The sequence below is a fragment of the Xanthobacter tagetidis genome (assembly GCF_003667445.1).
Classification (GTDB): domain Bacteria; phylum Pseudomonadota; class Alphaproteobacteria; order Rhizobiales; family Xanthobacteraceae; genus Xanthobacter; species Xanthobacter tagetidis.
This window is the reverse complement of the sequence record NZ_RCTF01000021.1, coordinates 40,367-60,464: the sequence shown is the minus strand read 5'-3', so window position 1 is coordinate 60,464 and position 20,098 is coordinate 40,367. Positions and strand designations below refer to the sequence as shown.

20 protein-coding genes and 1 pseudogene are annotated in these 20,098 nt (G+C 68.9%); 16 read left to right on the top strand and 5 right to left on the bottom strand.

Going from position 1 to position 20,098, the window contains the following annotated elements; genetic code table 11:
• The first annotated feature begins 73 nt into the window (after positions 1-73).
• From D9R14_RS19820 to D9R14_RS19755, 14 genes and pseudogenes are all read left to right on the top strand, one after another.
• A complete protein-coding gene (locus tag D9R14_RS19820) occupies positions 74-1,003 on the top strand; it encodes a LysR family transcriptional regulator (protein WP_121625088.1) in 930 nt (309 codons plus the stop codon).
• A 138-nt stretch (positions 1,004-1,141) separates the two neighbouring features.
• The gene (locus D9R14_RS19815) at positions 1,142-3,004 is read left to right on the top strand and encodes a putative bifunctional diguanylate cyclase/phosphodiesterase (RefSeq protein WP_121625087.1); all 1,863 of its coding nucleotides are present in this window, start codon (positions 1,142-1,144) and stop codon (positions 3,002-3,004) included.
• Positions 3,005-3,365: 361 nt separating this feature from the next.
• Entirely contained in the window at positions 3,366-3,668 is a 303-nt protein-coding gene (locus tag D9R14_RS19810) for an urease subunit gamma (protein WP_121625086.1), read from the top strand.
• A 20-nt stretch (positions 3,669-3,688) separates the two neighbouring features.
• Positions 3,689-4,099 carry an urease subunit beta gene (locus tag D9R14_RS19805; RefSeq protein WP_121625085.1) on the top strand — a complete coding sequence of 137 codons (411 nt, stop codon included), beginning with the start codon at positions 3,689-3,691 and terminating at the stop codon, positions 4,097-4,099.
• A 33-nt stretch (positions 4,100-4,132) separates the two neighbouring features.
• Entirely contained in the window at positions 4,133-5,851 is a 1,719-nt protein-coding gene (locus tag D9R14_RS19800; protein ID WP_121625084.1) for an urease subunit alpha, read from the top strand.
• A gap of 58 nt (positions 5,852-5,909) precedes the next feature.
• Positions 5,910-6,293, top strand: coding sequence for a fluoride efflux transporter FluC (locus D9R14_RS19795; protein ID WP_121625083.1), 384 nt, complete (start codon positions 5,910-5,912; stop codon positions 6,291-6,293).
• Positions 6,294-6,303: 10 nt separating this feature from the next.
• A complete protein-coding gene (locus D9R14_RS19790) occupies positions 6,304-6,687 on the top strand; it encodes a CrcB family protein (protein WP_121625082.1) in 384 nt (127 codons plus the stop codon).
• Between the two features lie 22 nt (positions 6,688-6,709).
• Positions 6,710-7,399, top strand: a pseudogene (locus D9R14_RS19785) (urease accessory protein UreE); the annotation flags it as partial.
• 164 nt (positions 7,400-7,563) lie between these two features.
• Positions 7,564-8,244 carry an urease accessory protein UreF gene (locus tag D9R14_RS19780; protein WP_121625080.1) on the top strand — a complete coding sequence of 227 codons (681 nt, stop codon included), beginning with the start codon at positions 7,564-7,566 and terminating at the stop codon, positions 8,242-8,244.
• Between the two features lie 27 nt (positions 8,245-8,271).
• The gene (ureG, locus tag D9R14_RS19775) at positions 8,272-8,919 is read left to right on the top strand and encodes an urease accessory protein UreG (RefSeq protein ID WP_121625079.1); all 648 of its coding nucleotides are present in this window, start codon (positions 8,272-8,274) and stop codon (positions 8,917-8,919) included.
• 4 nt (positions 8,920-8,923) lie between these two features.
• The gene (locus tag D9R14_RS19770) at positions 8,924-9,859 is read left to right on the top strand and encodes an urease accessory protein UreD (protein WP_121625078.1); all 936 of its coding nucleotides are present in this window, start codon (positions 8,924-8,926) and stop codon (positions 9,857-9,859) included.
• A 79-nt stretch (positions 9,860-9,938) separates the two neighbouring features.
• Positions 9,939-10,961 (top strand): urea transporter, encoded by a 1,023-nt coding sequence (gene yut, locus D9R14_RS19765; RefSeq protein WP_121625077.1) that lies wholly within the window; start codon positions 9,939-9,941, stop codon positions 10,959-10,961.
• A 108-nt stretch (positions 10,962-11,069) separates the two neighbouring features.
• A complete protein-coding gene (locus D9R14_RS19760; RefSeq protein WP_121625076.1) occupies positions 11,070-12,311 on the top strand; it encodes an ammonium transporter in 1,242 nt (413 codons plus the stop codon).
• 185 nt (positions 12,312-12,496) lie between these two features.
• Entirely contained in the window at positions 12,497-13,723 is a 1,227-nt protein-coding gene (locus D9R14_RS19755; RefSeq protein WP_121625075.1) for an ArsB/NhaD family transporter, read from the top strand.
• A gap of 12 nt (positions 13,724-13,735) precedes the next feature.
• Here D9R14_RS19755 and arsB read toward each other — a convergent pair whose 3' ends face one another.
• From arsB to D9R14_RS19730, 5 genes are all read right to left on the bottom strand, one after another.
• Entirely contained in the window at positions 13,736-14,797 is a 1,062-nt protein-coding gene (gene arsB, locus D9R14_RS19750; RefSeq protein WP_121625074.1) for an ACR3 family arsenite efflux transporter, read from the bottom strand.
• A gap of 17 nt (positions 14,798-14,814) precedes the next feature.
• On the bottom strand, positions 14,815-15,237 hold the full coding sequence (gene arsC, locus D9R14_RS19745) for an arsenate reductase (glutaredoxin) (protein ID WP_121625073.1): 423 nt from the start codon (positions 15,235-15,237) through the stop codon (positions 14,815-14,817).
• Positions 15,238-15,245: 8 nt separating this feature from the next.
• On the bottom strand, positions 15,246-15,785 hold the full coding sequence (locus D9R14_RS19740; protein WP_121625072.1) for an arsenate reductase ArsC: 540 nt from the start codon (positions 15,783-15,785) through the stop codon (positions 15,246-15,248).
• Complete coding sequence (locus D9R14_RS19735) at positions 15,778-16,164, bottom strand: ArsR/SmtB family transcription factor (RefSeq protein ID WP_121625071.1); 387 nt, start codon at positions 16,162-16,164, stop codon at positions 15,778-15,780. The genes D9R14_RS19740 and D9R14_RS19735 overlap by 8 nt, the downstream gene beginning before the upstream one ends.
• 102 nt (positions 16,165-16,266) lie before the next feature.
• A complete protein-coding gene (locus tag D9R14_RS19730; protein ID WP_245420906.1) occupies positions 16,267-17,256 on the bottom strand; it encodes a LacI family DNA-binding transcriptional regulator in 990 nt (329 codons plus the stop codon).
• Between the two features lie 775 nt (positions 17,257-18,031).
• Between D9R14_RS19730 and D9R14_RS19725 the strand changes: the two genes are divergently transcribed.
• Both D9R14_RS19725 and D9R14_RS19720 read left to right on the top strand, forming a co-directional pair.
• The gene (locus D9R14_RS19725) at positions 18,032-18,823 is read left to right on the top strand and encodes an SDR family oxidoreductase (protein WP_121625070.1); all 792 of its coding nucleotides are present in this window, start codon (positions 18,032-18,034) and stop codon (positions 18,821-18,823) included.
• 72 nt (positions 18,824-18,895) lie between these two features.
• Positions 18,896-20,095, top strand: a complete 1,200-nt coding sequence (locus tag D9R14_RS19720) for a CaiB/BaiF CoA transferase family protein (RefSeq protein ID WP_121625069.1) — start codon at positions 18,896-18,898, stop codon at positions 20,093-20,095.
• Positions 20,096-20,098 lie beyond the last annotated feature (3 nt).

The following is a 20,098-nucleotide window of genomic DNA, read 5'->3' as shown; positions in this document are numbered from 1 at the left end:
ACGATGGCCCGGGGGCACGTGAAGTGTCAGGATTGCGATTTCAGATGTCGAAAAATCAGAATTCCGGTGACCGATGGACCTTAAGCGGTGGCAGTATTTCAGTGCGGTTGCGCGCGTGGGCAGCCTCGCCAAGGCGGCCCAGCTTCTGGAGATCGCCCCCTCCGCCTTGAGCCGGCAGATCGCCCTCCTGGAGGAGGAGTGCGGCGGCATGCTGTTCCACCGCACCGGACGCGGCGTGGTGCTGACGCGGCTCGGCGAGATGGTGGAGCCGAAGGCGCGCGCGCTGCTCGACCAGGCCGAGCGGCTCGCCATGGAGGCGCGAGAATCCGCCAACGTGCCGACCGGCATCGTCAAGCTGGGCGTGCTGCATTCGGTGGGGCGCCCGCTGGTGAGCGAATTGTTCGAGCACCTGCGCGAGAGCGCCCCCGGCGTGCACCTGCACGTGATCGAGGCGTTCTCCGGCCTGATGGACGAATACCGCAACGTGGGCCGCATCGATCTGACCGTGCTCAACCGCTACAAGCGCGCGGACATCCGCGAGGAGCAGCTCGGCCGCTTCGACATGCACCTCGTGGGGCCGGCGGGCGACCCGGTGACGAGCGCGCGCACCATCGACTTCCGCAACCTCGACGGCCTGCCCTTCGTGCTGCCGGGCCTGCCGAGCGAACTGCGCATCCGCCTCGACCAGCACGCGCGCCGGTTCGGCTTCACGCTCGACATCCGGATCGAGGTGGAGACCATCATCACCATGAAGGACGTGTGCGCGCGCAGCCGGCTCTACACCATCCTGCCCACCTATGCGGTGGCCGAGGAGGTGAGCCGGGGCGAACTGTCGGTGAGCCGCATCGTGCGCCCCGAGATCCGGCGCCTGCTGTGCCTCGGCGTGACCTCGGTGCGGCCCATGAGCCTCGCCATGAAGGAGGTGTCGAAGGCGCTGCGCGTCATCAGCCGGCGCCTGATGGCGGATGGCACCTGGCCCACCTCCATCGACCAGCCCCCGTAGGGCCGGCGGACCCCAGAAGGTCCACCTAGCGGAACGCAGCCCAGGGTTGTCAATCGCGGCGGCGGGGATTTATTATTCTCATCCATCGTGCTGCGGCGGGTGGGGGCCGTCTCGCGACAGAAGCTGGGAGCCAATCCCATGAGATGCCCGGTCCTACCCCCGAGCGAGGCGGAACGCCTTGTCGCCCTGCGCCATTACGGTTTCGCCGACGAGCGCCCCTTGCCCGAACTCGAACCGGTGGTTCGGATCGCCGCGCGCATGTTCGACGCCAAGTTCGCATTGGTGAACATGATCGGCCACGACCACGTGTTCTTTGCCGCGAGCACCGGCATCGACGAGGTGGACATGAGCCGCGACGTGTCGTTCTGCGCCCATGCGATCCTGCAGCAGGGCGTCATGGTCGTGCCCGATGCCCGTACCGACGAGCGCTTCCACGACAATCCCCTGGTTACCGGCGACGATGGCATCCGGTTCTATGCCGGCATCCCGCTGCGGTCACTGGACGGGCACGCGCTCGGCGTGCTGTGCGTCATCGATTCCAAGGCGTCCCGCATCTTCACCGCCGAGGACGAGGCGCGCCTCGTCGAGCTGGCCCGCATGGCGGAGGACCGGCTCGAGCTGCGGCGCATCGACGTCTGCGCCAGCGAGGCGCCGCTGCCGGAGAACCGCCCCGACCCCGCCGCCTTCGGTCCGCCCCGGACGGCGGGCATCGATCCCCTGACCGGCCTCGACGACCGCGCGCAATTCTACCGAAAGGTCGAGCAGGCGCTGCTGCACGGCACGGCGGCGGCGGTCATCCTCGTGGACCTCGACGGCTTCAAGGACATCAACAGCATCCTCGGGCCGGACCTGGGCGACGAGATTCTCCAGCTGGCCGCACATCGGCTGCGAGACGGCGCCGACGCTGACGCCCTCGCTGTCGCCCGGCTCGGCGGGGACGAGTTCGCGGTCCTCGCCCCCCTGGCGCAGGACGCCGCGGCCCTGGCGCTGGCGGCGCGCCTCCAGGAGGCCATCGCCATCGCCGTCCCGCTCACCGGCCAGGAAGTCCGCGTCACCGCGAGCTGCGGCGTCGCGCTGTCGCCGGCGCACACTGTGGAGCCGGTCACGCTCATCGGCAATGCCGACCTGGCGCTGAACCAGGCCAAGGCGGGGGGCGCCGGAGGGCGCGCGGTCTATACGCCGGACCTGCGCTCGGCGGCGATGGAGCGGCGCGTCTATTGCCTGGACCTGCACCGGGCGGCGGCGCGCGGCGAGTTCGTGCTCTTCTACCAGCCGCAGGTGCGGCTGGCCGATGGCGCGCTGACCGGCGCCGAAGCGCTGATCCGCTGGATCCACCCCACCCGCGGGCTGCTGACCCCGGCCGCCTTCCTGCCGCAGCTTGAGAAGGGACGCCTCGTGGGCGCCGTGGGCACCTGGGTGATCGACGAGGCCTGCGCCCAGGCCGCGCGCTGGATGCGCAGCGGCGCCGGGGATTTCCGCATGGCGGTGAACATCTTCGGCGCCCAGTTCCACGCCGGCGACCTTGTCCGCGACGTGAGCCAGGCGCTCGGACGGCACGGGCTCGCGCCCGAGGCCCTGGAGCTGGAACTCACCGAGAACATCGTGCTGTCGGGCGACGACGCGGTGCTGGAGGCCCTGCACCGGCTCAGGGCGATGGGCATCGGCATCGCCTTCGACGACTTCGGCACCGGCTATGCATCGCTCAGCATGCTGACCCAGTATCCCCTGACCCGCATCAAGATCGACCGGAGCTTCGTCGGCCGGATGCTCCAGTCGCCGCGGGAGGCCGCAGTCGCCGGCGCCATCATCGGCATCGGGCGCGAGCTTGGCCTCTCCATCACCGCCGAGGGCATCGAAACAGAGGACCAGCGGGCGCACCTCGCGGCAAGGCGGTGCGCGGAAGGCCAAGGCTACCTGTTCGGCAGGCCGATGCCGGCGGGCGCCTTCGAGGCCGCCTTCGCGCTTGAAGCCCCGGCCGAGCGGCGCGCCAGCAGCGGCTGAACCGGCCTCGGCGCGGGGTGGCGGCGCTGGCCCTGCAACTCCTGGCGGCGCCCCGCCGCCGCGGCAATCGCGTCAAAGTATGAAGCAATGATGAAATCATCATACGCTATTACTTGTGGACGCAGGATAATCATATCCCAGACGGGGTATGGATTTTCCCGGCCGATGGGCTCATTCCAACGATGATTGCGACATTTGATGTGTCGCAACGCGTGAATATCGCTTAAATGATTGAAAAATGGGTGGGATGAACCCACTGGGAGGACATCCAGACGGTGCCCTGTTATACTACGTCAGCTTTCGGCGACATGCGCGCGCAAGGCGCGTACCGCAACCGCAGGTAAACAAGAGGAGGCGGCCGGTGCATTTTACCCCCCGAGAGATCGATAAGCTTATGATCTACATGCTCGCCCAGGTCGCGCAGAAGCGGAAGGACCAGGGCCTGAAGCTGAATCATCCTGAGACGGTGTCGCTGATCTCCGTCGCTGCGCTGGACGGCGCCCGCGCGGGCAAGACCGTGGAGGAGGTGATGGAGATCGCCAGCAAGACCATCACCCGCGACGACGTCATGGACGGCGTCGCCGAGATGATCCCCTACGTGCAGGTGGAGGCGGTGTTCACCGACGGCAGCCGCCTCGTCACCGTGCACGACCCGATCAAGTAGACCAGCGGGAGCGGCGCACCATGAACAGCGATTCGAAGAAGACCCCGGTCGGCGGCCTCGTTCTCGCGGCGGGCGACATCGAGCTGAACGCCGGCTATCCGACGACGACCCTCAAGGTCCGCAACACTGGCGACCGTCCCATCCAGGTGGGCTCGCACTTCCATTTCTTCGAGGTGAACGCCGCGCTGGAGTTCGACCGCGAGCAGGCGTTCGGCAAGCGCCTCGACATTCCCGCGACCACCGCGCTCAGGTTTGAGCCGGGCGACGAGAAGGAAGTCGTGCTCGTGCCCTTCCAGGGCAAGCAGCGGGTGCTCGGCTTCAACGGTCTCGTCAACGGGTGGGTCGGCGACGAGAACTACAACGACTATCGCCCGCGCCTGGCGGATGCTCTGGAGCGCGCCAAGCGCTACGGGTTCAAGAGCAAGTCGTGACGCGCCGCAATAATCAGGGAATGGAGCGTTGAGATGGCGAAGATCTCGAGGCAGCAATATTCGGACCTCTACGGCCCCACGACGGGTGACAAGATCCGCCTCGCGGACACCGATCTCTACATCGAGATCGAGCAGGACCTGCGGGTCTATGGCGAAGAGGCGGTCTATGGCGGCGGCAAGACGCTGCGCGACGGCATGGGCTATGACAACGAGCTGACCAGCGCGGCCGGCGCGCCCGATCTCGTCATCACCAACGTCACGATCGTCGATGCCCGCCAGGGCATCATCAAGGCCGATCTCGGCATCAAGAACGGGCTGATCTGCGCCATCGGCAAGGCCGGCAACCCGTCCACCATGTCGGGCGTCACCCCCGGCCTCGCGCTCGGCCCGGGCACCGACGCCATCTCCGGCGAGCACCTCATCCTCACCGCCGGCGGCATCGACGCCCACGTGCACTTCATCTCGCCGCAGCAGGCCGAGGCCGCGCTCTCCAACGGCGTGACTACGCTGTTCGGCGGCGGCATCGGCCCGAGCGACGGCACCAACGGCACCACCATCACGCCCGGCACGTGGAACATCGAGATGATGCTCCGCTCGTTCGATGCGTGGCCGGTGAATGCGGGCGTGCTCGGCAAGGGCAACGGCTCCGCCGCGCTGCCGCTGGAGGAGCAGATCCGCGCCGGCGCCATGGGGCTCAAGATCCACGAGGACTGGGGATCGACCCCGGCCGCGATCCGCGCCGCTTTGACGGTGGCGGACAATTACGACATCCAGGTCTGCATCCACACCGACACGCTCAACGAGTCCGGCTTCGTGGAGAACACCATCGCCGCCTTCGAGGGGCGCACGATCCACACCTACCACACGGAAGGCGCCGGCGGCGGCCATGCCCCCGACATCATCCGCGTGGCAGCGCTCTCGAACGTCATCCCCTCCTCGACCAATCCGACCCTGCCCTACGGGATCAACTCGCAGGCCGAATTGTTCGACATGACCATGATCTGCCACAACCTCAGCCCGAAGATCCCGACCGACGTGGCGTTCGCCGAGAGCCGCGTGCGGGCCGAGACCATCGCGGCCGAGAACGTGCTGCACGATCTCGGGGCGATCTCGATCCTCTCCAGCGACAGCCAGGCCATGGGCCGCGTCGGCGAGAACTGGGTGCGCACCATCCAGACCGCCGACCTCATGAAGCAGCGCATGGGCGCCTATGAGGGCGACAGCTCGGGCAACGACAACGAGCGCGTCCTGCGCTTCGTCGCCAAGGTCACGATCAACCCGGCGATCGCCCAGGGCGTCAGCCACGTGATCGGCTCGGTGGAGGTGGGCAAGATGGCCGACCTCGTGCTGTGGGAGCCGGCCTTCTTCGGCGCCAAGCCGAAGATGGTCATCAAGGGCGGCATGATCTCGTGGGCGCTCATGGGCGATCCCAACGCCTCCCTGCCGACGCCCCAGCCGGTGATCTACCGGCCGATGTTCGGCGCCATGGGCTCGGCGCTGCCCAAGACCCGGGTGACGTTCACCTCCCATGCGGGCGTTGAGGACGGCATCGTCGAGCGCTACCAGCTCAAGTCCCAGGTCGTCCCGGTCTACGGCACGCGCACCATCACCAAGAGCTCCATGGTGCGCAACACCGCCATGCCGGTGATCGAGGTCAATCCGGAGACCTTCGCCGTGACCGTGGACGGCAAGCACGCCACGATCGAGCCGGCCAAGCGCCTGCCGCTCGGCCAGCTCTATTTCTTCAGCTGAGCCACAATTGACCGCGGAGGGGTCCGCCCCTCCGCATCCGTCCGGGCGGCATCAGACGATGGAAACAAGCGACATCCTGTGGATCGGCGTGGGCGGGGGGACCGGCTCCCTGCTACGCTGGCAGGTCGGCCGCTTCGTCGACCGGTATATCGCCTCGCCGTTCAAGGCCGGGACCTTCCTCATCAATGTCTCCGGCGCATTCGTGCTCGCCTACATCTCGGCGTTGCTGGCCATCGGCTGGGAGCATCGCTACGGCGATGTCATCTCGTCGCTGGTGCTTACCGGCCTGCTCGGCGGCTACACCACCTTCAGCACCATGCAGCTCGATGCGGTCCAGATGGCATCGGCGCGGCGGCATGCTCTCGCCGTGGTCTATCTCGCCGCCTCGGTCGGCGCCGGCCTCCTGGCCGCCGCCGCCGGCGTCGCGCTGGCGCGGGCCTAGGGAGGAGAGCATGGGGCATCCGGCAGTCCTGGTGTTCGTCGGCGGCGGGCTCGGCGCCATGGGCCGCGAGATGTTCATGCTGTTGTTCGGGCGCTACAGCACGGCGTTTCCGGTCGACATCTTCGCCGCCAACATGCTCGCCGCGTTCCTGCTCGGCCTGGTCTTCGGCCTCCATGCGGCGCGCCGGGTGCCGGATCACGTGGCGCTGCTGATCTCGACCGGCTTCTGCGGTGGCATGTCCACCTTCTCCAGCTTCATCTTCGGCGCCTATTCGGAAATGCACCGGCCGGGCCAGCTCGGCCTGTCGCTGCTCTACATTCTCGCAAGTCTCGTCATCGGCTACGGCCTCACCTGGCTCGGCCTTCAGGCTGCCGCGCGCCTGCGCCGCGCGTGACGCCGGCCCCTCGGAGGAATTCATGATTCTTGTCGAAACCACGCTCGGAAACCTCAGCGATCCGCTGTGGCAGCAGCGCGCGCGCGGCGCCGCGGTGGACCTTCTGGTGCTGGAGCAGTGGGAGGCGCCGAAGAACCGGCTGCGCAAGGCGAGCGAGGGCGGCGTCGAGCTGGCCATCTCCCTGCCGCGCTCGGAGCACCTGCACGACGGCGACGTGCTGCATTATGACGAGGCGGCCGGGATCATCGTCGCCGCGCGCATCGCGCTGAAGGACGTGCTGGTGATCGAACTGGAGGGCCTTGAAAAGCTCTCGCCCACCGAGATTCTGCGCACCTGCTTTGAGCTCGGCCACGGCCTCGGCAACCAGCACTGGCCGGCGGTCATCAAGGGCTCCACCGTCTATGTGCCGCTCTCGGTGGACCAGAAGGTGATGGCCTCAGTGATGCGCACCCATGCCTTCGAGCACGTGAAGACCCGCTTCGCCCCCGGCGAGGAGATCGCCGCGAAGCTCGACGCCCGCGAGGTGCGCCTGCTGTTCGCCGGCGCCGACGCGACGCCGCACCACCATCACGGAGCCCATGGGTCCGCCGCCACACAGGCGGATGCGCACAGCCACGCGCATTCCCATTCTCACTCTCATTCTCATTCGCACGGCCATGAGCACGGGCACGCGCATTCGCACGTCCACGATCATGTGCATGCGCATGACCATGACCACACCCATGGCCACGACCACGACCACGATCACCACCACCACGATCACGATCACGACCATGCCCATGGCCACTCGCATGGCCATTCGCATTCCCACGGGCCTGCCAAGTCGCCGGTGAAGGGATGACGGCCCCAAGCGGGAAGCGCGGCGCCTCCTCCGGCATGGTGCATCTGGCGCGCCTGCTGCAGTTCTCGGATTCGACCCTCCCCATCGGCTCCTTCGCCTTCTCGAACGGCCTCGAATCCGCGCTCCAGACCGGCATCGTCCGCGATCCGGACAGCCTTCTCGCCTATGTGGAGCTGATCCTGCGCCAGAGCGCCCGGATGGACGGCATCGCCCTCCTTCACGCGCACCGCGCGGCGCTGGCCGGCGACGACGGCGCGATCGTCGAGATCGACCGCGAGCTCTACTGCCGGCGCGTGGGCGAGGAGCAGCAGATGATGCTCACCCGCGTCGGCAAGAAATTCGCCGAGCTGGTGCTGAAGATCATGCCCTCCCCCGGCCTCGCGCGCTGGCTCGACGCCATCAGGGCGGAGCAGACCCCCGGCTGCCTGCCGGTGGGCCAGGCGCTGGCGCTGGCGCACATGGGGGTCGACGAAATCGAGGCGTTCGTGATGCACCAGTACGGCATCGCCTCCATGATCCTCAGCGCCGCGCTGCGGCTGATGCGGATCGACCATCTCGACACCCAGCGCATCCTGTCCACGGCGCAGGGGCGCGTCGCGGACGACTATCAGGCGGTGCGCGACCTCGCGCTCGACGAGATGGCGTCCTTCGCCCCCGTCTTCGACGTGCTCGTCGCGCACCACACCACCACCCATGTCCGCCTGTTCATGAACTGAGCGCGGCATCGGCAAAGGAAACGTCTTATGAAGAAGATCACCCGCATCGGCATCGGCGGCCCGGTCGGCTCCGGCAAGACGGCGGTCATCGAGACCATCACGCCGCGCCTCATCGACCTCGGCATCAAGCCGCTCATCATCACCAACGACGTGGTGACGACCGAGGACGCCAAGCAGGTGCGCCGCACCCTGAAGGGCGTGCTGGTGGAGGAGAAGATCGTCGGCGTGGAGACCGGCGCCTGCCCGCACACCGCGGTGCGCGAGGACCCCTCCATGAACATCGCCGCGGTGGAGGAACTGGAGGAGAAGTATCCCGACAGCGACGTGATCCTGATCGAATCCGGTGGCGACAACCTCACGCTCACCTTCAGCCCGGCGCTGGCCGACTTCTACATCTACGTGATCGACGTCGCCGCCGGCGACAAGATCCCGCGCAAGAACGGCGCCGGGGTGTGCCAGTCGGACATCCTCGTCATCAACAAGAAGGACCTCGCCCCCTATGTGGGCGCGAGCCTGGAGGTGATGGACCGCGACTCGAAGCTGATGCGCGGCAAGAAGCCCTTCATCTTCACCAACTGCAAGACCGGCGAGGGCATCGACGACCTGATCCGCCTGATCCTCGACATGGCGCTGTTCGACGTGAAGGTCACGCCGCCCGCCAAGGCGGATGCCTGACACCATGGCGCTCCACGAGCACCTCGCCCGCCTGGATGCGGCCCGCGAACTGACCGGCTACCAGACCGAGCCGGCGCAGATGCGCGCCGCCGCGCCGGGCAAGGTGGGCGAGCTGCGGCTCGGCTTCCTGCTGCGCAATGGTCGCTCCGTGCTCGCCGACCTTTACCGCGTGACGCCGCTTCTGGTGCAGCAGGCGCTCTATTGGGACGAGGCGATGCCGGAGCTGCCGATCTGCTCCATCATCTCCATCGGCGGCGGCATCCTCCAGGGCGACCGCTACAAGATCGACATCCATGTGGGCGCCGGGGCATGCGCGCACGTCACCACGCAGAGCGCCAACCGGGTCCACCAGATGGACGCGAACTACGCCTCGCAGCACCAGACGGTGACGCTGGAGGCCGGCGCCTATCTCGAATACCTGCCCGACTTCACCATCCCCTACCGCAGTTCCCGCTTCATCAACCAGACCGACATCGTCATCGCCGAGGACGCGACGCTGCTCTATGGCGAGATGATGCTGGCAGGGCGCAAGCACCACCATGCGGATGAGCGCTTCGGCCTCGACCTCCTGTCGGTCGCCGTGGCGGTGCGCCGGCCGGACGGGCGCAAGCTGTTCGCCGAGAAGATCCTGATCGAGAAGGACGACCAGACCATCGACCTGCCGGCGGTGATGCGCGGCTACGACGCTTTCGCCAACATCATGTGCCTCGCGCCGCCGGACGTCGCCGCGCGCATCAAGGACCGCTTCGAGACCCATTTCCCGCCCGACGCGCCGCGCGCGATCTCCGGGGTGAGCCGCCTGCCGAATGGGGCCGGCCTGATGCTGCGCGCCGTGGGCATGGAGACCTACGACGTGCGCCAGGAGGTGCGCCGGTTCTGGAGCATCGTGCGCGAGGAGGCGCGCGGACGCGCGCTGCCGCAGCCGTCGCTGTGGCGCTGACCGGGATTTTTGACCTTGCGCATTCTCTTCATGTGAAACGGGAGCACCTTCGCTCAAAACCGCTCTAAGGGGGGCGACCATGTCAGAGCCGAAAGCCAACTTCGCAATCCAAGCGCTGCGCGGCACGAGCCAGGTCTTCTTCATGGAGAACGCGCTCACCGGCGTCCTGTTCTTCGCCGCGATGGCCTTTGCCTCCTACGCCTCCGGCGTGTGGGCAACCACCATCGGCGCGGCGCTCGGCGTGGTGGTGGCGACCGCCACCGCGCGGGTGATGGAGTGCGACGACGCCTCGGCCTCCTCCGGCCTCTACGGCTTCAACGGCGTGCTGGTGGGGGCGGCGCTGCCCACCTTCATCGCCGCCTCGCCGCAGCTGTGGGTCTATGTGGTGGTGGGCGCGGCGGCGAGCACGGTGTTCACCGCCGCCTTCAGCGCGACGCTGACCGCCAAGTGGGATATCCCCGGCTCCACCGGCCCGTTCGTACTCACCGGCTGGCTGATGGTCGCCGGCGCCTATTCGTTCGGCGGGCTCCATGTGACCGGCGACGCGCCGAAGCTCGCCACCGACTATGTGCAGGGCGTCGCCGCCATCCCGGCGCCGATGGAGCTGGTAGAGATCTTCTTCCGCAACATCGCCCAGGTCTATCTGCTCGGGAGCTGGATCAGCGGCGTCATCATCCTCGCCGGCATCCTCGTCGCTTCCGTGCCGGCCGGCATCGCCGCCATAGGAGGATCGCTGGTGGCCATGGCGGTTTCCATCGGCATGGGTGCCGACCCGGCGGTGGTGAGCCAGGGGCTCTACGGCTTCAGCCCGGTGCTGACCGCCATGGCGGTGGGCGTGATCTTCCTCAAGCCGCATCCCCGGGTCATCGCCTATGCTCTGCTGGCGACGGTGGTGACGGTGTTCGTGCAGGGCGCGCTGGACGTGATGGTGGCGCCCGCGGGCATCCCCTCCTTCACCGCGCCCTACGTGCTGACCATGTATCTGTTCATCGCGCCGAAGAAGCTCCTGGCGCCGCATCCGCACCGGCCGGTTTCCGGCCATATGGTCCACGACGCCACGGCCGGCACGGCCGCGGCGCCCGCGCAGCCCTCCGCGCACTGACGCGCCGGACGGGGCGGGCGCGCCCCGCTCCGTCCGGCCTCCCGCACCCGGTCATCCGCACCCGGTCATCCGCACCGCCGCACGGCGGCCTTCAGGAAGGAAACGCCCATGCCAAGCATCAGTGCCGGCAATACTGCCTTCATCCTCCTGTGCACCGCGCTGGTGTGCATGATGACCCCGGCTCTGGCCCTGTTCTACGGCGGCCTGGTCAAGCAGCGCGACATGCTGTCGATCATGATTCAGAACTTCGTCTGCATGGGCGTGGTCGGGCTGATCTGGGTGTTCGGCGGTTTCAGCCTCGCCTTCGGCCCCGACATCGGCGGCGTCATCGGCAACATCGCGCCCTATTTCGGCATGTACGGCGTGGGCGTCGCGCCCAACCCGGCGATGGGGCCGACCATCCCCTTCATCATGGTGTTCGCCTACCAGATGATGTTCGCCATCATCACCCCGGCGCTGATGACCGGCGCGTTCGTGGGGCGCTTCCGCTTCGGCGCCTACCTCGCCTTCGTCGCCTTGTGGACCATCCTGGTCTACCTGCCGGCGGCGCACTGGGTCTGGGGCGGCGGCTTCCTGGCCAAGCTGGGCGTCGTCGACTTCGCCGGCGGCATCGTCATCCACACCGCCGCCGGCTTCTCGGCGCTGGTGACGGCGGCGTTTCTCGGCAAGCGCAAGCTGGCGCCGGGCGAGAGCGAATCCGAGCCCGCGAGCCTTCCGCTGGTGGCGCTCGGCGCCGGCCTGCTCTGGTTCGGCTGGTTCGGCTTCAATGCCGGTGGCGCCTATGCGGCCGACGCGCTCGCGGCCTACGCCTTCACCAACACCATGCTGGCCGGCTCCATCGCCATGCTGGTGTGGATGTTCTGGGAGTGGCGCGAGAAGGGCCGGCCGTCCTTCTCGGGCGTGCTGGTGGGCGCGGTGGCGGGCCTTGCCACCATCACCCCCGCCTCCGGCTATGTGGAGCCCATGGCAGCGCTCGCCATCGGCGCCATCGGCGCCACCGTGTGCTACCACGCCAAGCACGTGCAGAGCTGGCTGAAGATCGACGATTCGCTCGAGGTCTGGCGCGCCCACGGCGTCGGCGGCATGACCGGCGCGCTGCTGATCGGCGTGCTGGCGAGCGCGCAGATCAACCAGGTGTCCGCCGGCGCGCACCAGCTCGGCGTCCAGGCGCTCGCGGTCGCCGTCGTCGCGGCCTATGCCTGCCTCGTCACCTTCATCCTGCTCAAGGTGCTGGACGGGATGGGCGTGCTCCGGGTGTCCGAAGCGCTGCAGGAGAAGGGCCTCGACACCGCGATGTACGGCGAGCAGGCCTTCAACTTCTGGAACATGGATCGCAGCGGCAGGGCCTGATCCCCGGCTTGGGCCGCGGCCTTGGCCGCCCCCGGATGGCCATGGGCGCCCAAGGCCTGACCTTCGACCTCTGGCGCCCCTCGGCGGCGGAGACCTGATCGCCATCATGCGGCAGCGGCCTGCATCCGGAAGCCTCCGGGGGCAGGCCGCTTGCGCGGTTCAATCCCTCTCCCGTCGCGGCGCCCATGGACCTGACCCTCACGATCTTCGTCCTCGTCTATGTCGCCATGGGGGTCGGCCACCTGCCCTTCTTCCGGCTCGACCGGACCGGCGCGGCGCTGGTCGGGGCGATGCTGCTCATCGCCCTCGGCATCATCGCGCCGGCGGCGGCCTGGCAGTCGATCGACTACAACGCCCTCGGCCTGCTGGCCGGCCTCATGATCATCTCCGCCGCATTCTCGGTCTCCGGCTTCTATGACTATGCGGCGCGGGCGGTCGGCGCCGCCAAGGTCGGCCCGCAGGCGCTGCTCGCCATCGTCATCGCCGTCTCCGCCGGCCTGTCGGCGCTGCTCACCAACGACGTGGTGGTGGTGGCGATGACGCCGATCTTCTGCCAGATCTGCCTCGCGCGGCGGCTCAACCCGGTGCCATTCCTGCTCGCCTTCTGCTTCGCCGCCAATGTGGGCTCTTCGGCCACCCTGATCGGCAGCCCGCAGAACATGATCGCCGCCGAGACGCTGCACCTCTCCTTCCTCGGCTTCATGAAGCTCGCGGCGCTGCCCTCGCTGGTCGGCCTGCCGGTGATCTGGGGCGTCCTGGTGCTGTTCTACAGGGGCCGCTGGGAGCTCGCCGGGACCGGCGCGACGCGCGTCGCCCCGCCGCAACCGCTCGACGTCGGCGAGACCGTGAAGGCGTTCGTCGTGACCGCCGCCGTGATCGTCGGCTTCGTGGCGACCGACTGGCCGCACATGCTGATCGCGCTTCTGGGCGCGAGCATCCTGCTGGTGAGCCGGCGCGTGGAATCGCAGAAGCTCATCGGCCTCGTGGACGGCGACCTGCTGGTGATGCTGATCGGCCTGTTCATCGTCAACGCGGCGGTCGCCGCCACCGGGCTGCCGCAGGAGCTGATCGGGTGGCTGCGCTCGGTCGGCTTCAACCTGCACGACCCGATGTCGATGCTCATCATCATGTCGGTGGTGTCCAACATCGTCGGCAACAACCCCGCCGTGATGCTGGCCGCCCCCTTCCTGACCGGCGCGGCGCAGCCCGAGGCGCTGGGCGCGGCCATCGCACTCGGCACCGGGTTCTCGTCCAACGCCGTGATCTTCGGCAGCCTCGCCGGCATCATCGTCGCCGAGCAGGGCAAGAAGAACGGCATCACCATCGGCTTCGCCGAGTTCGCCAAAGCGGGCGTGCCCACCTCGCTGCTGTGCCTGCTGCTGGCGGCCGGCTGGATCCTCTATCTGCAATGAGGCGCGGCGCGCTCAGGGCCGCGAGCGCGCGCCCTCGGCGCGGCGGGCCGGCGCGCCGGCCTCGTACCAGTCCTTCGAGCGGTTGACGATCCACACCACCGACAGCATCACCGGCACCTCGATCAGCACGCCCACCACGGTGGCGAGCGCGGCACCCGAGCTGAAGCCGAACAAAGCGATGGCCGCCGCCACCGCCAGCTCGAAGAAGTTCGAGGCACCGATGAGGGCCGAGGGGCCGGCGACGCAATGCGCCTCGCCCGCCATCCGGTTCAGCACATAGGCCAGGCCGGCATTGAAATAGACCTGGATCAGGATCGGCACCGCCAGGAGCGCGATCACCAGCGGCTGGGCGATGATCGCCTCGCCCTGGAAGCCAAACAGCAGCACCAAGGTCGCCAGCAGCGCCCCGAGCGAGAGCGGCCCCAGCCGGGCGAGCACCGCGTCGAGCGCCGCCTGCCCGCCGCGCGCCAGCAGCCCGCGGCGCAGCGCTTGCGCCGCGATCACCGGGATGACGATGTAGAGCCCCACGGACAGAACCAGCGTGCCCCACGGCACCGTGATGGCGGAAAGCCCCAGCAGCAAGGCGACGATAGGGGCGAAGGCCACCACCATGATGGCGTCGTTGAGCGCCACCTGCGACAGGGTGAAGTGCGGCTCGCCCTTGGTCAGGTTCGACCACACGAACACCATGGCGGTGCACGGCGCGGCGGCGAGGATGATGAGGCCGGCGATGTAGCTGTCGATCTCACCCGCCGGCAAGAGGGGGCGGAACAGCCAGCCGATGAACACCCAGCCGAGGAGCGCCATGGAGAACGGCTTCACCGCCCAGTTGACGAACAAGGTGACGCCGATGCCACGCCAGTGCCGGCCCACCTCGCCAAGCGCGGCGAAGTCGATGCGCAGCAGCATGGGCACGATCATCAGCCAGATCAGCACCGCCACCGGCAGGTTGACCTGCGCGATCTCCACGGCACCGATGGCGTGGAACACCGCCGGCATCAGGTGGCCGAGCGCCACGCCGACGACGATGCACAGGCCGACCCACACGGTGAGATACCGTTCGAAAAGGGACATCACAGCGCTCCGAGGGTTCAGCCGGTGATCTGGCGGCCGGCATCGTCCACCACCTGTTCGCCGTCCTCCTTCGCGAATGGGCCCTGCTGCGGCGGCAGCAGGTCGAGGACCCGTTCGGACGGACGGCACAGGCGCACGCCCAGGGGCGACACGACGATGGGCCGGTTGATGAGGATGGGATGGGCCATCATCGCATCGAGCAGCGCGTCGTCGGAGAGCGCCGGATCGTCGAGGCCGAGCTCAGCATAGGGCGTACCCTTCTCGCGCAGCGCGGCGCGCACCGTGAGGCCGGCGCGGGTGATGAGGTCGGCCAGCACGGCGCGCGCCGGGGGCGTCTTCAGATACTCGACCACGCGCGGCTCGATGCCGGCATTGCGGATCATGGCCAGCGTGTTGCGCGAGGTGCCGCACGCCGGGTTGTGATAGATGACGACGTCCATGGCCGCGCTCACGCCACGTCCGGGCGGCGCGACGTCGCCCCGTCCAGCTGGCCGATCTCGCGCAGCCGGCTGCCGAGGGCGAGCCGGTCGAGCTTGGCGATGGGCAGCGCCGCAAACACCGAGATGCGGTTCTTGAGATAGCGGAAGGCGGCGTTGAAGGCGGCCTCCTTCTCCACGTCGCTGCCGTGCACCGCCGCGGGGTCCTCGATGCCCCAATGGGCGGTCATGGGCTGCCCGGGCCAGACCGGGCAGGCTTCGCCCGCCGCGCTGTCGCAGACCGTGAAGACGAAATCCATCACCGGCGCCCCCGCCTCGGCGAATTCCAGCCAGCTCTTCGACCGGAAGCCCTCGGCCGGATATCCGAAGCCCTTGAGGGTTTCGATCGCGAGCGGGTTCACCTGGCCCTTGGGGGCGCTGCCGGCGGAGAAGGCGCGGAACCGTCCCGCGCCGTCCTTCGCCAGGATGCCCTCTGCAAGGATCGAGCGGGCGGAATTGCCGGTGCACAGGAACAGCACGTTGTAGACGGGCGCGGCGGCGGGATCAGGCATTGGTGGCCTCTGGCTCAGGCTTTGACTTGGAACTGGAATCGCAGGCGCAGGCGAGCGCGGCCACGGCCGGCGCGCAGACTTCCGGATGCCCGTCGCAGCAGTCGCGCATCAGGAAGGCGACGAGCCCGGACAGCGTCGGATAGACCGCGCTGTAGATGATCGAACGCCCCTCGCGCCGCGAGCGCACGAGGCCCGCCTGTTCGAGGTGGGCGAGATGGAACGACAGGCGCGACGAGGACGCGCCGCCGAGCGCCTCGCCGACCGCGCCGGCGGGCATGCCCTCGGGGCCGGCGCGCACCAGCAGCCGCACGATGGCAAGCCGCGTTTCCTGGGAGAGCGCCGCGAAGGCGGCGAGGGCTTCGGCCTCGGTGACAGACATTTCAATATCTCATTACTTATTGAGATAATATCCCGCAACCCCGCTCCCCGCAAGCCCTGCCGGGCGACTTCCTCCGGGCCGCCGCGATCCCGCCCGGCGCGCTCAGGTGCTGCCGCGTGCCAGAAGCTGGAAGCCCACATCCACCATGCGCGCCGCCACCTCCTCGCCCTGCATGCGCCGCAGCAGCAGGCGCGCCGCCTCCATGCCGATGGTCCGGCTGGCGATGGCGATGGTGGTGAGGCCGGGCACCAGGTGGGCGGCGATGTCGTAATTGCCGAAGCCGGTGATGGCGAGGTCCTGCGGCACGCGCACGCCGAGCGCCGCGCACTTCAGCAGCGCGCCGGAGGCGAGCACGTCGCTGGCGAACACCACGGCGTCGGTTTCCGGATGGTCGCGGCGCACGCGCTCCAGAAGCTCCACGCCGGCCTCCATGACCATGGGCCCGGACGTGGTGGTGACGACGCGCGGCTCGACGCCGGGAAAATGCCGCCCGTGCGCATCGAGGAAGCCTTTCAGGCGGTCCTTGGCGCGGTGGTCGCCGGGCTTGATCATGCCGGCGAAGGTCAGCCGGCGATAGCCGCGCGCCACCAGGTGGTCGACCACCTCCATCATGGCCGCCGCGTTCGAGAAGCCGACCAGCAGGTCGATGGGGCGCGGCGTCCAGCTCCAGCTTTCCACAACCGGCACGCCGGTGCGCTTGAGGATATCGGTCGCCTCCTGGGTGTGCTTCGTGCCGATGATGAAGAAGCCGTCCGGCCGCCGCCCCGCGAGCGAGCGCACCAGCGCCTCCTCCCGCGCGGTGGTGTAGTCGGTGTGGCCGAGGAACACCTGGTAGCCCTCCGGCAGCAGCACGTCGGTCAGGCCCTGGATGGTCTCGGCGAAGATCGAGGTGGAGATGGTGGGGATGATCGCCGCCACCGTCATGGAGCGGTTCGAGGCGAGGTGGCTCGCGGCGTAGTTCTGTACGTAGCGCGTCTCGCGCACCGCCTTCTCGATCCGCGCCAGCGTCTCCGGCCCGACGCTGCGCGGGTCGCGCAAGGCGCGGGACACGGTCTGGGTGGAGACCTCCGCCGCCTGCGCCACGTCCGCCATGGTGACGGCGCGCGTGGCGGACCTGCGCCGGGAAACCGCTCTTGGCGCCGGCCCTCGCCCGTTCTCTGACACGTCCACCAAACCCCTTCCCGGTGCGAAACCCATGCGCGCCGCGCCGCCCGGGCGTGCTGCGGCGCAGCAGCGGCGGCAACGGAGATGTTAGCGGTGGCGTTATCGCTAATCCAGAGGCGCCAGGGGGCGTCTGCCTTCAAGCTTGGCGCGAACCCGCCCCCTCTCCCGCGTGCGGGGGAGAGTTGGGGAGGAGGAAGGCACGGCGGGGAAGACTGGTGAAGGGGGCCGGGAGGGTGCAGAATTCACCGGCGTCCGGCGTGCGCACAGGCCTGCCCCCTCCCTGCCCTCCCCCGCAAGCGGGAGAGGGTTCGGCGCCGCCGGCCGGTCGCGGTCCCCCGAAAATTCAATCCGAAGCACCGCCCCCATCGCGCGCCCCTTTCCCCGCGCGCCTGCTTGCCGTGGTGGCGCGCTCTCCCGGCGGGGAGAGGGTTGGGGGGACGGCACGCGACGTCTGACGCCACGATGTCCCTCCGCCGGCGGCGCCCCTCACCCCAACCCTCTCCCCCCAGGAGAGGGAGTTCAGGCGGCGCCTCCGCTTCGAACGGAGCCTTTCCCACCGCTCGCCTCTTGCGCTCCGTTCGGCCTGCATGTTATCGCTCACGTTAGCGGTCACTCTGCATCAATCAGACGCCCGGCACGGCCGGGAAGAGCCGCAGGACGCGCGGGCGGAATGCCGCCGCGCCGGGGAGAGGAAGATGCGGCCATGACGGCCACCGGCACGCTCAAAGGCAAGACCGCCTGGATCACCGGCGGCGGCAGCGGCATCGGCGAGGCGACCGCGCGGGCGCTGGCCGAGGCGGGCGCGCACGTGATCGTCTCCGGCCGCCGCGCGGCGGAACTCGACCGCGTGGCCGCCGGCATCCGCACGGCGGGCGGCCACGCCGACGCCCTTCCCCTCGACGTCGCCGACGCACAGGCCGTCGCCCGCGCCGGCGCCGAGATCGCCACAACGCACGGCACCTTGGACATCATGGTCGCGAGCGCCGGCATCAACGTGCCCAACCGCGCCTTCGCCGACCTCGACATCCCATCCTGGGACAGGATCGTCGCCGTCAATCTCAGCGGCGTGATGTATGCCGTCTCCGCCGTGCTGCCGAGCATGCGCAGCGCGGGCGGCGGGCTGGTGGTAATCGTCTCGTCCTGGGTCGGACGCCATGCGGTGAAGCTCGGCGGCCCGGCCTACAACGCCACCAAGCACGGCCTCGTCGCGCTCGGCCACTCGCTCAACATGGAGGAGTGCGCCAACGGCATCCGCGCCTGCGTGGTGATGCCGGGCGAGGTCGCGACCGACATCCTGGCGAAGCGCCCGGCGCCGCCGCCGCCCGAGGAACTGGCGCGCCTCCTCGACCCTTCCGACGTGGCGCGGATGATCCGCGCGGTGTGCGAGATGCCGCCGCGCGCCTGCGTCAACGAGATCCTCATCAGCCCCACCTGGAACCGCAATTTCATCGCCCCAAGCGAGGCCGCGACGGACACCCCGCGCACCGCCCCCTGAGGCGCCCCCTTCAAGAGATCACATCCTTGCCGGGGCGGACCCCAAGGATGACGAGGCCAAGGATTACGAGGCATGGACAGCAAGCGTAACGTTCTTTCCGGGTATCGCGTGCTCGACTGCTCGATCGCCATGGCCGGGCCGTTCGCCGCCCAGCGGCTGGGCGACCTCGGCGCCGACGTGGTGAAGGTCGAGCCGGTCACCGGCGAGTGGCAGCGCCATGTGGCGGCGGGCGGCGCGGGCGGCAACCGCATCAACGTCTCGTTCCTCTCGCTCAACCGCAACAAGCGCTCGCTGGCGGTGGACCTGAAGTCGCCCGAGGGCAAGGCGGTGCTGCTCGACCTCGTGAAGAGCGCCGACGTGTTCCTCCAGAACTACCGGCCCGGCGTCGCCAAGCGGCTCGGCGTCGACTACGAGACGCTGTCGGCGATCAACCCCAAGCTCGTCTACTGCTCGATTTCCGGCTATGGCGAGAGCGGCCCCTATACCCAGCGTCCGGGCCAGGACCTGCTGCTCCAGGGCATGTCCGGCGCCATGCTCTCGGCCGGCCGCGCCGGCGAGCCGCCGACCCCGGCGGGGCAGTATCTGGTGGATGCCGTCACCGCCTACACCGCGTTCGAGGGCGTGCTCGCAGCGCTCCTCCACCGCGAGCGCACCGGCGAGGGGCAGCTGGTGCAGGTCAACATGCTCGACGCCATCACCACGCTGCAGATGCAGGAACTGTCCGTGTTCACGGTGGCCGGCAAGCCGCAGGTGCGCTCCGCCGAGCCGCATGCCCACGTCTATATCCGCGCGCCCTACGGCGTGTTCGCGACCGCGGACGGCTTCATCGTCCTCGCCTTCCCTTCGCTCAAGCTCTTGGGCGAGCTGATCGGCGAGCCCGCTTTCCTCGCCATGAGCGACGAGGTGGACAGCTGGACGCAGCGCGACGACATCTTCGCGAAGACCCGCGCCAAGCTCACCGGCAAGACCAGCGCCGAATGGCTCGACATCTTCCGCGCCGCGGACGTGTGGGCGGGCCCGGTCTATGGCTACGAGGACCTGGTGAGCGACCCGCAGGTGGCCCACAACGGCACCTTCGTCACCTACGACCACCCAACCGAAGGCCGAGTGACGACGCCGGGCTTCCCGATCAGATTCTCCAAGACCCCCTCGCAGGTGGCGCGCGGCGCCCCGCTCGCCGGCGAGCACTCGCGCCAGGTTCTGGCGGAGGCGGGCTATTCGGAGGCGGACATCGCCCGCCTACTGGCCGCCGGCGCGGTGGCGGAGAGCTGAGCG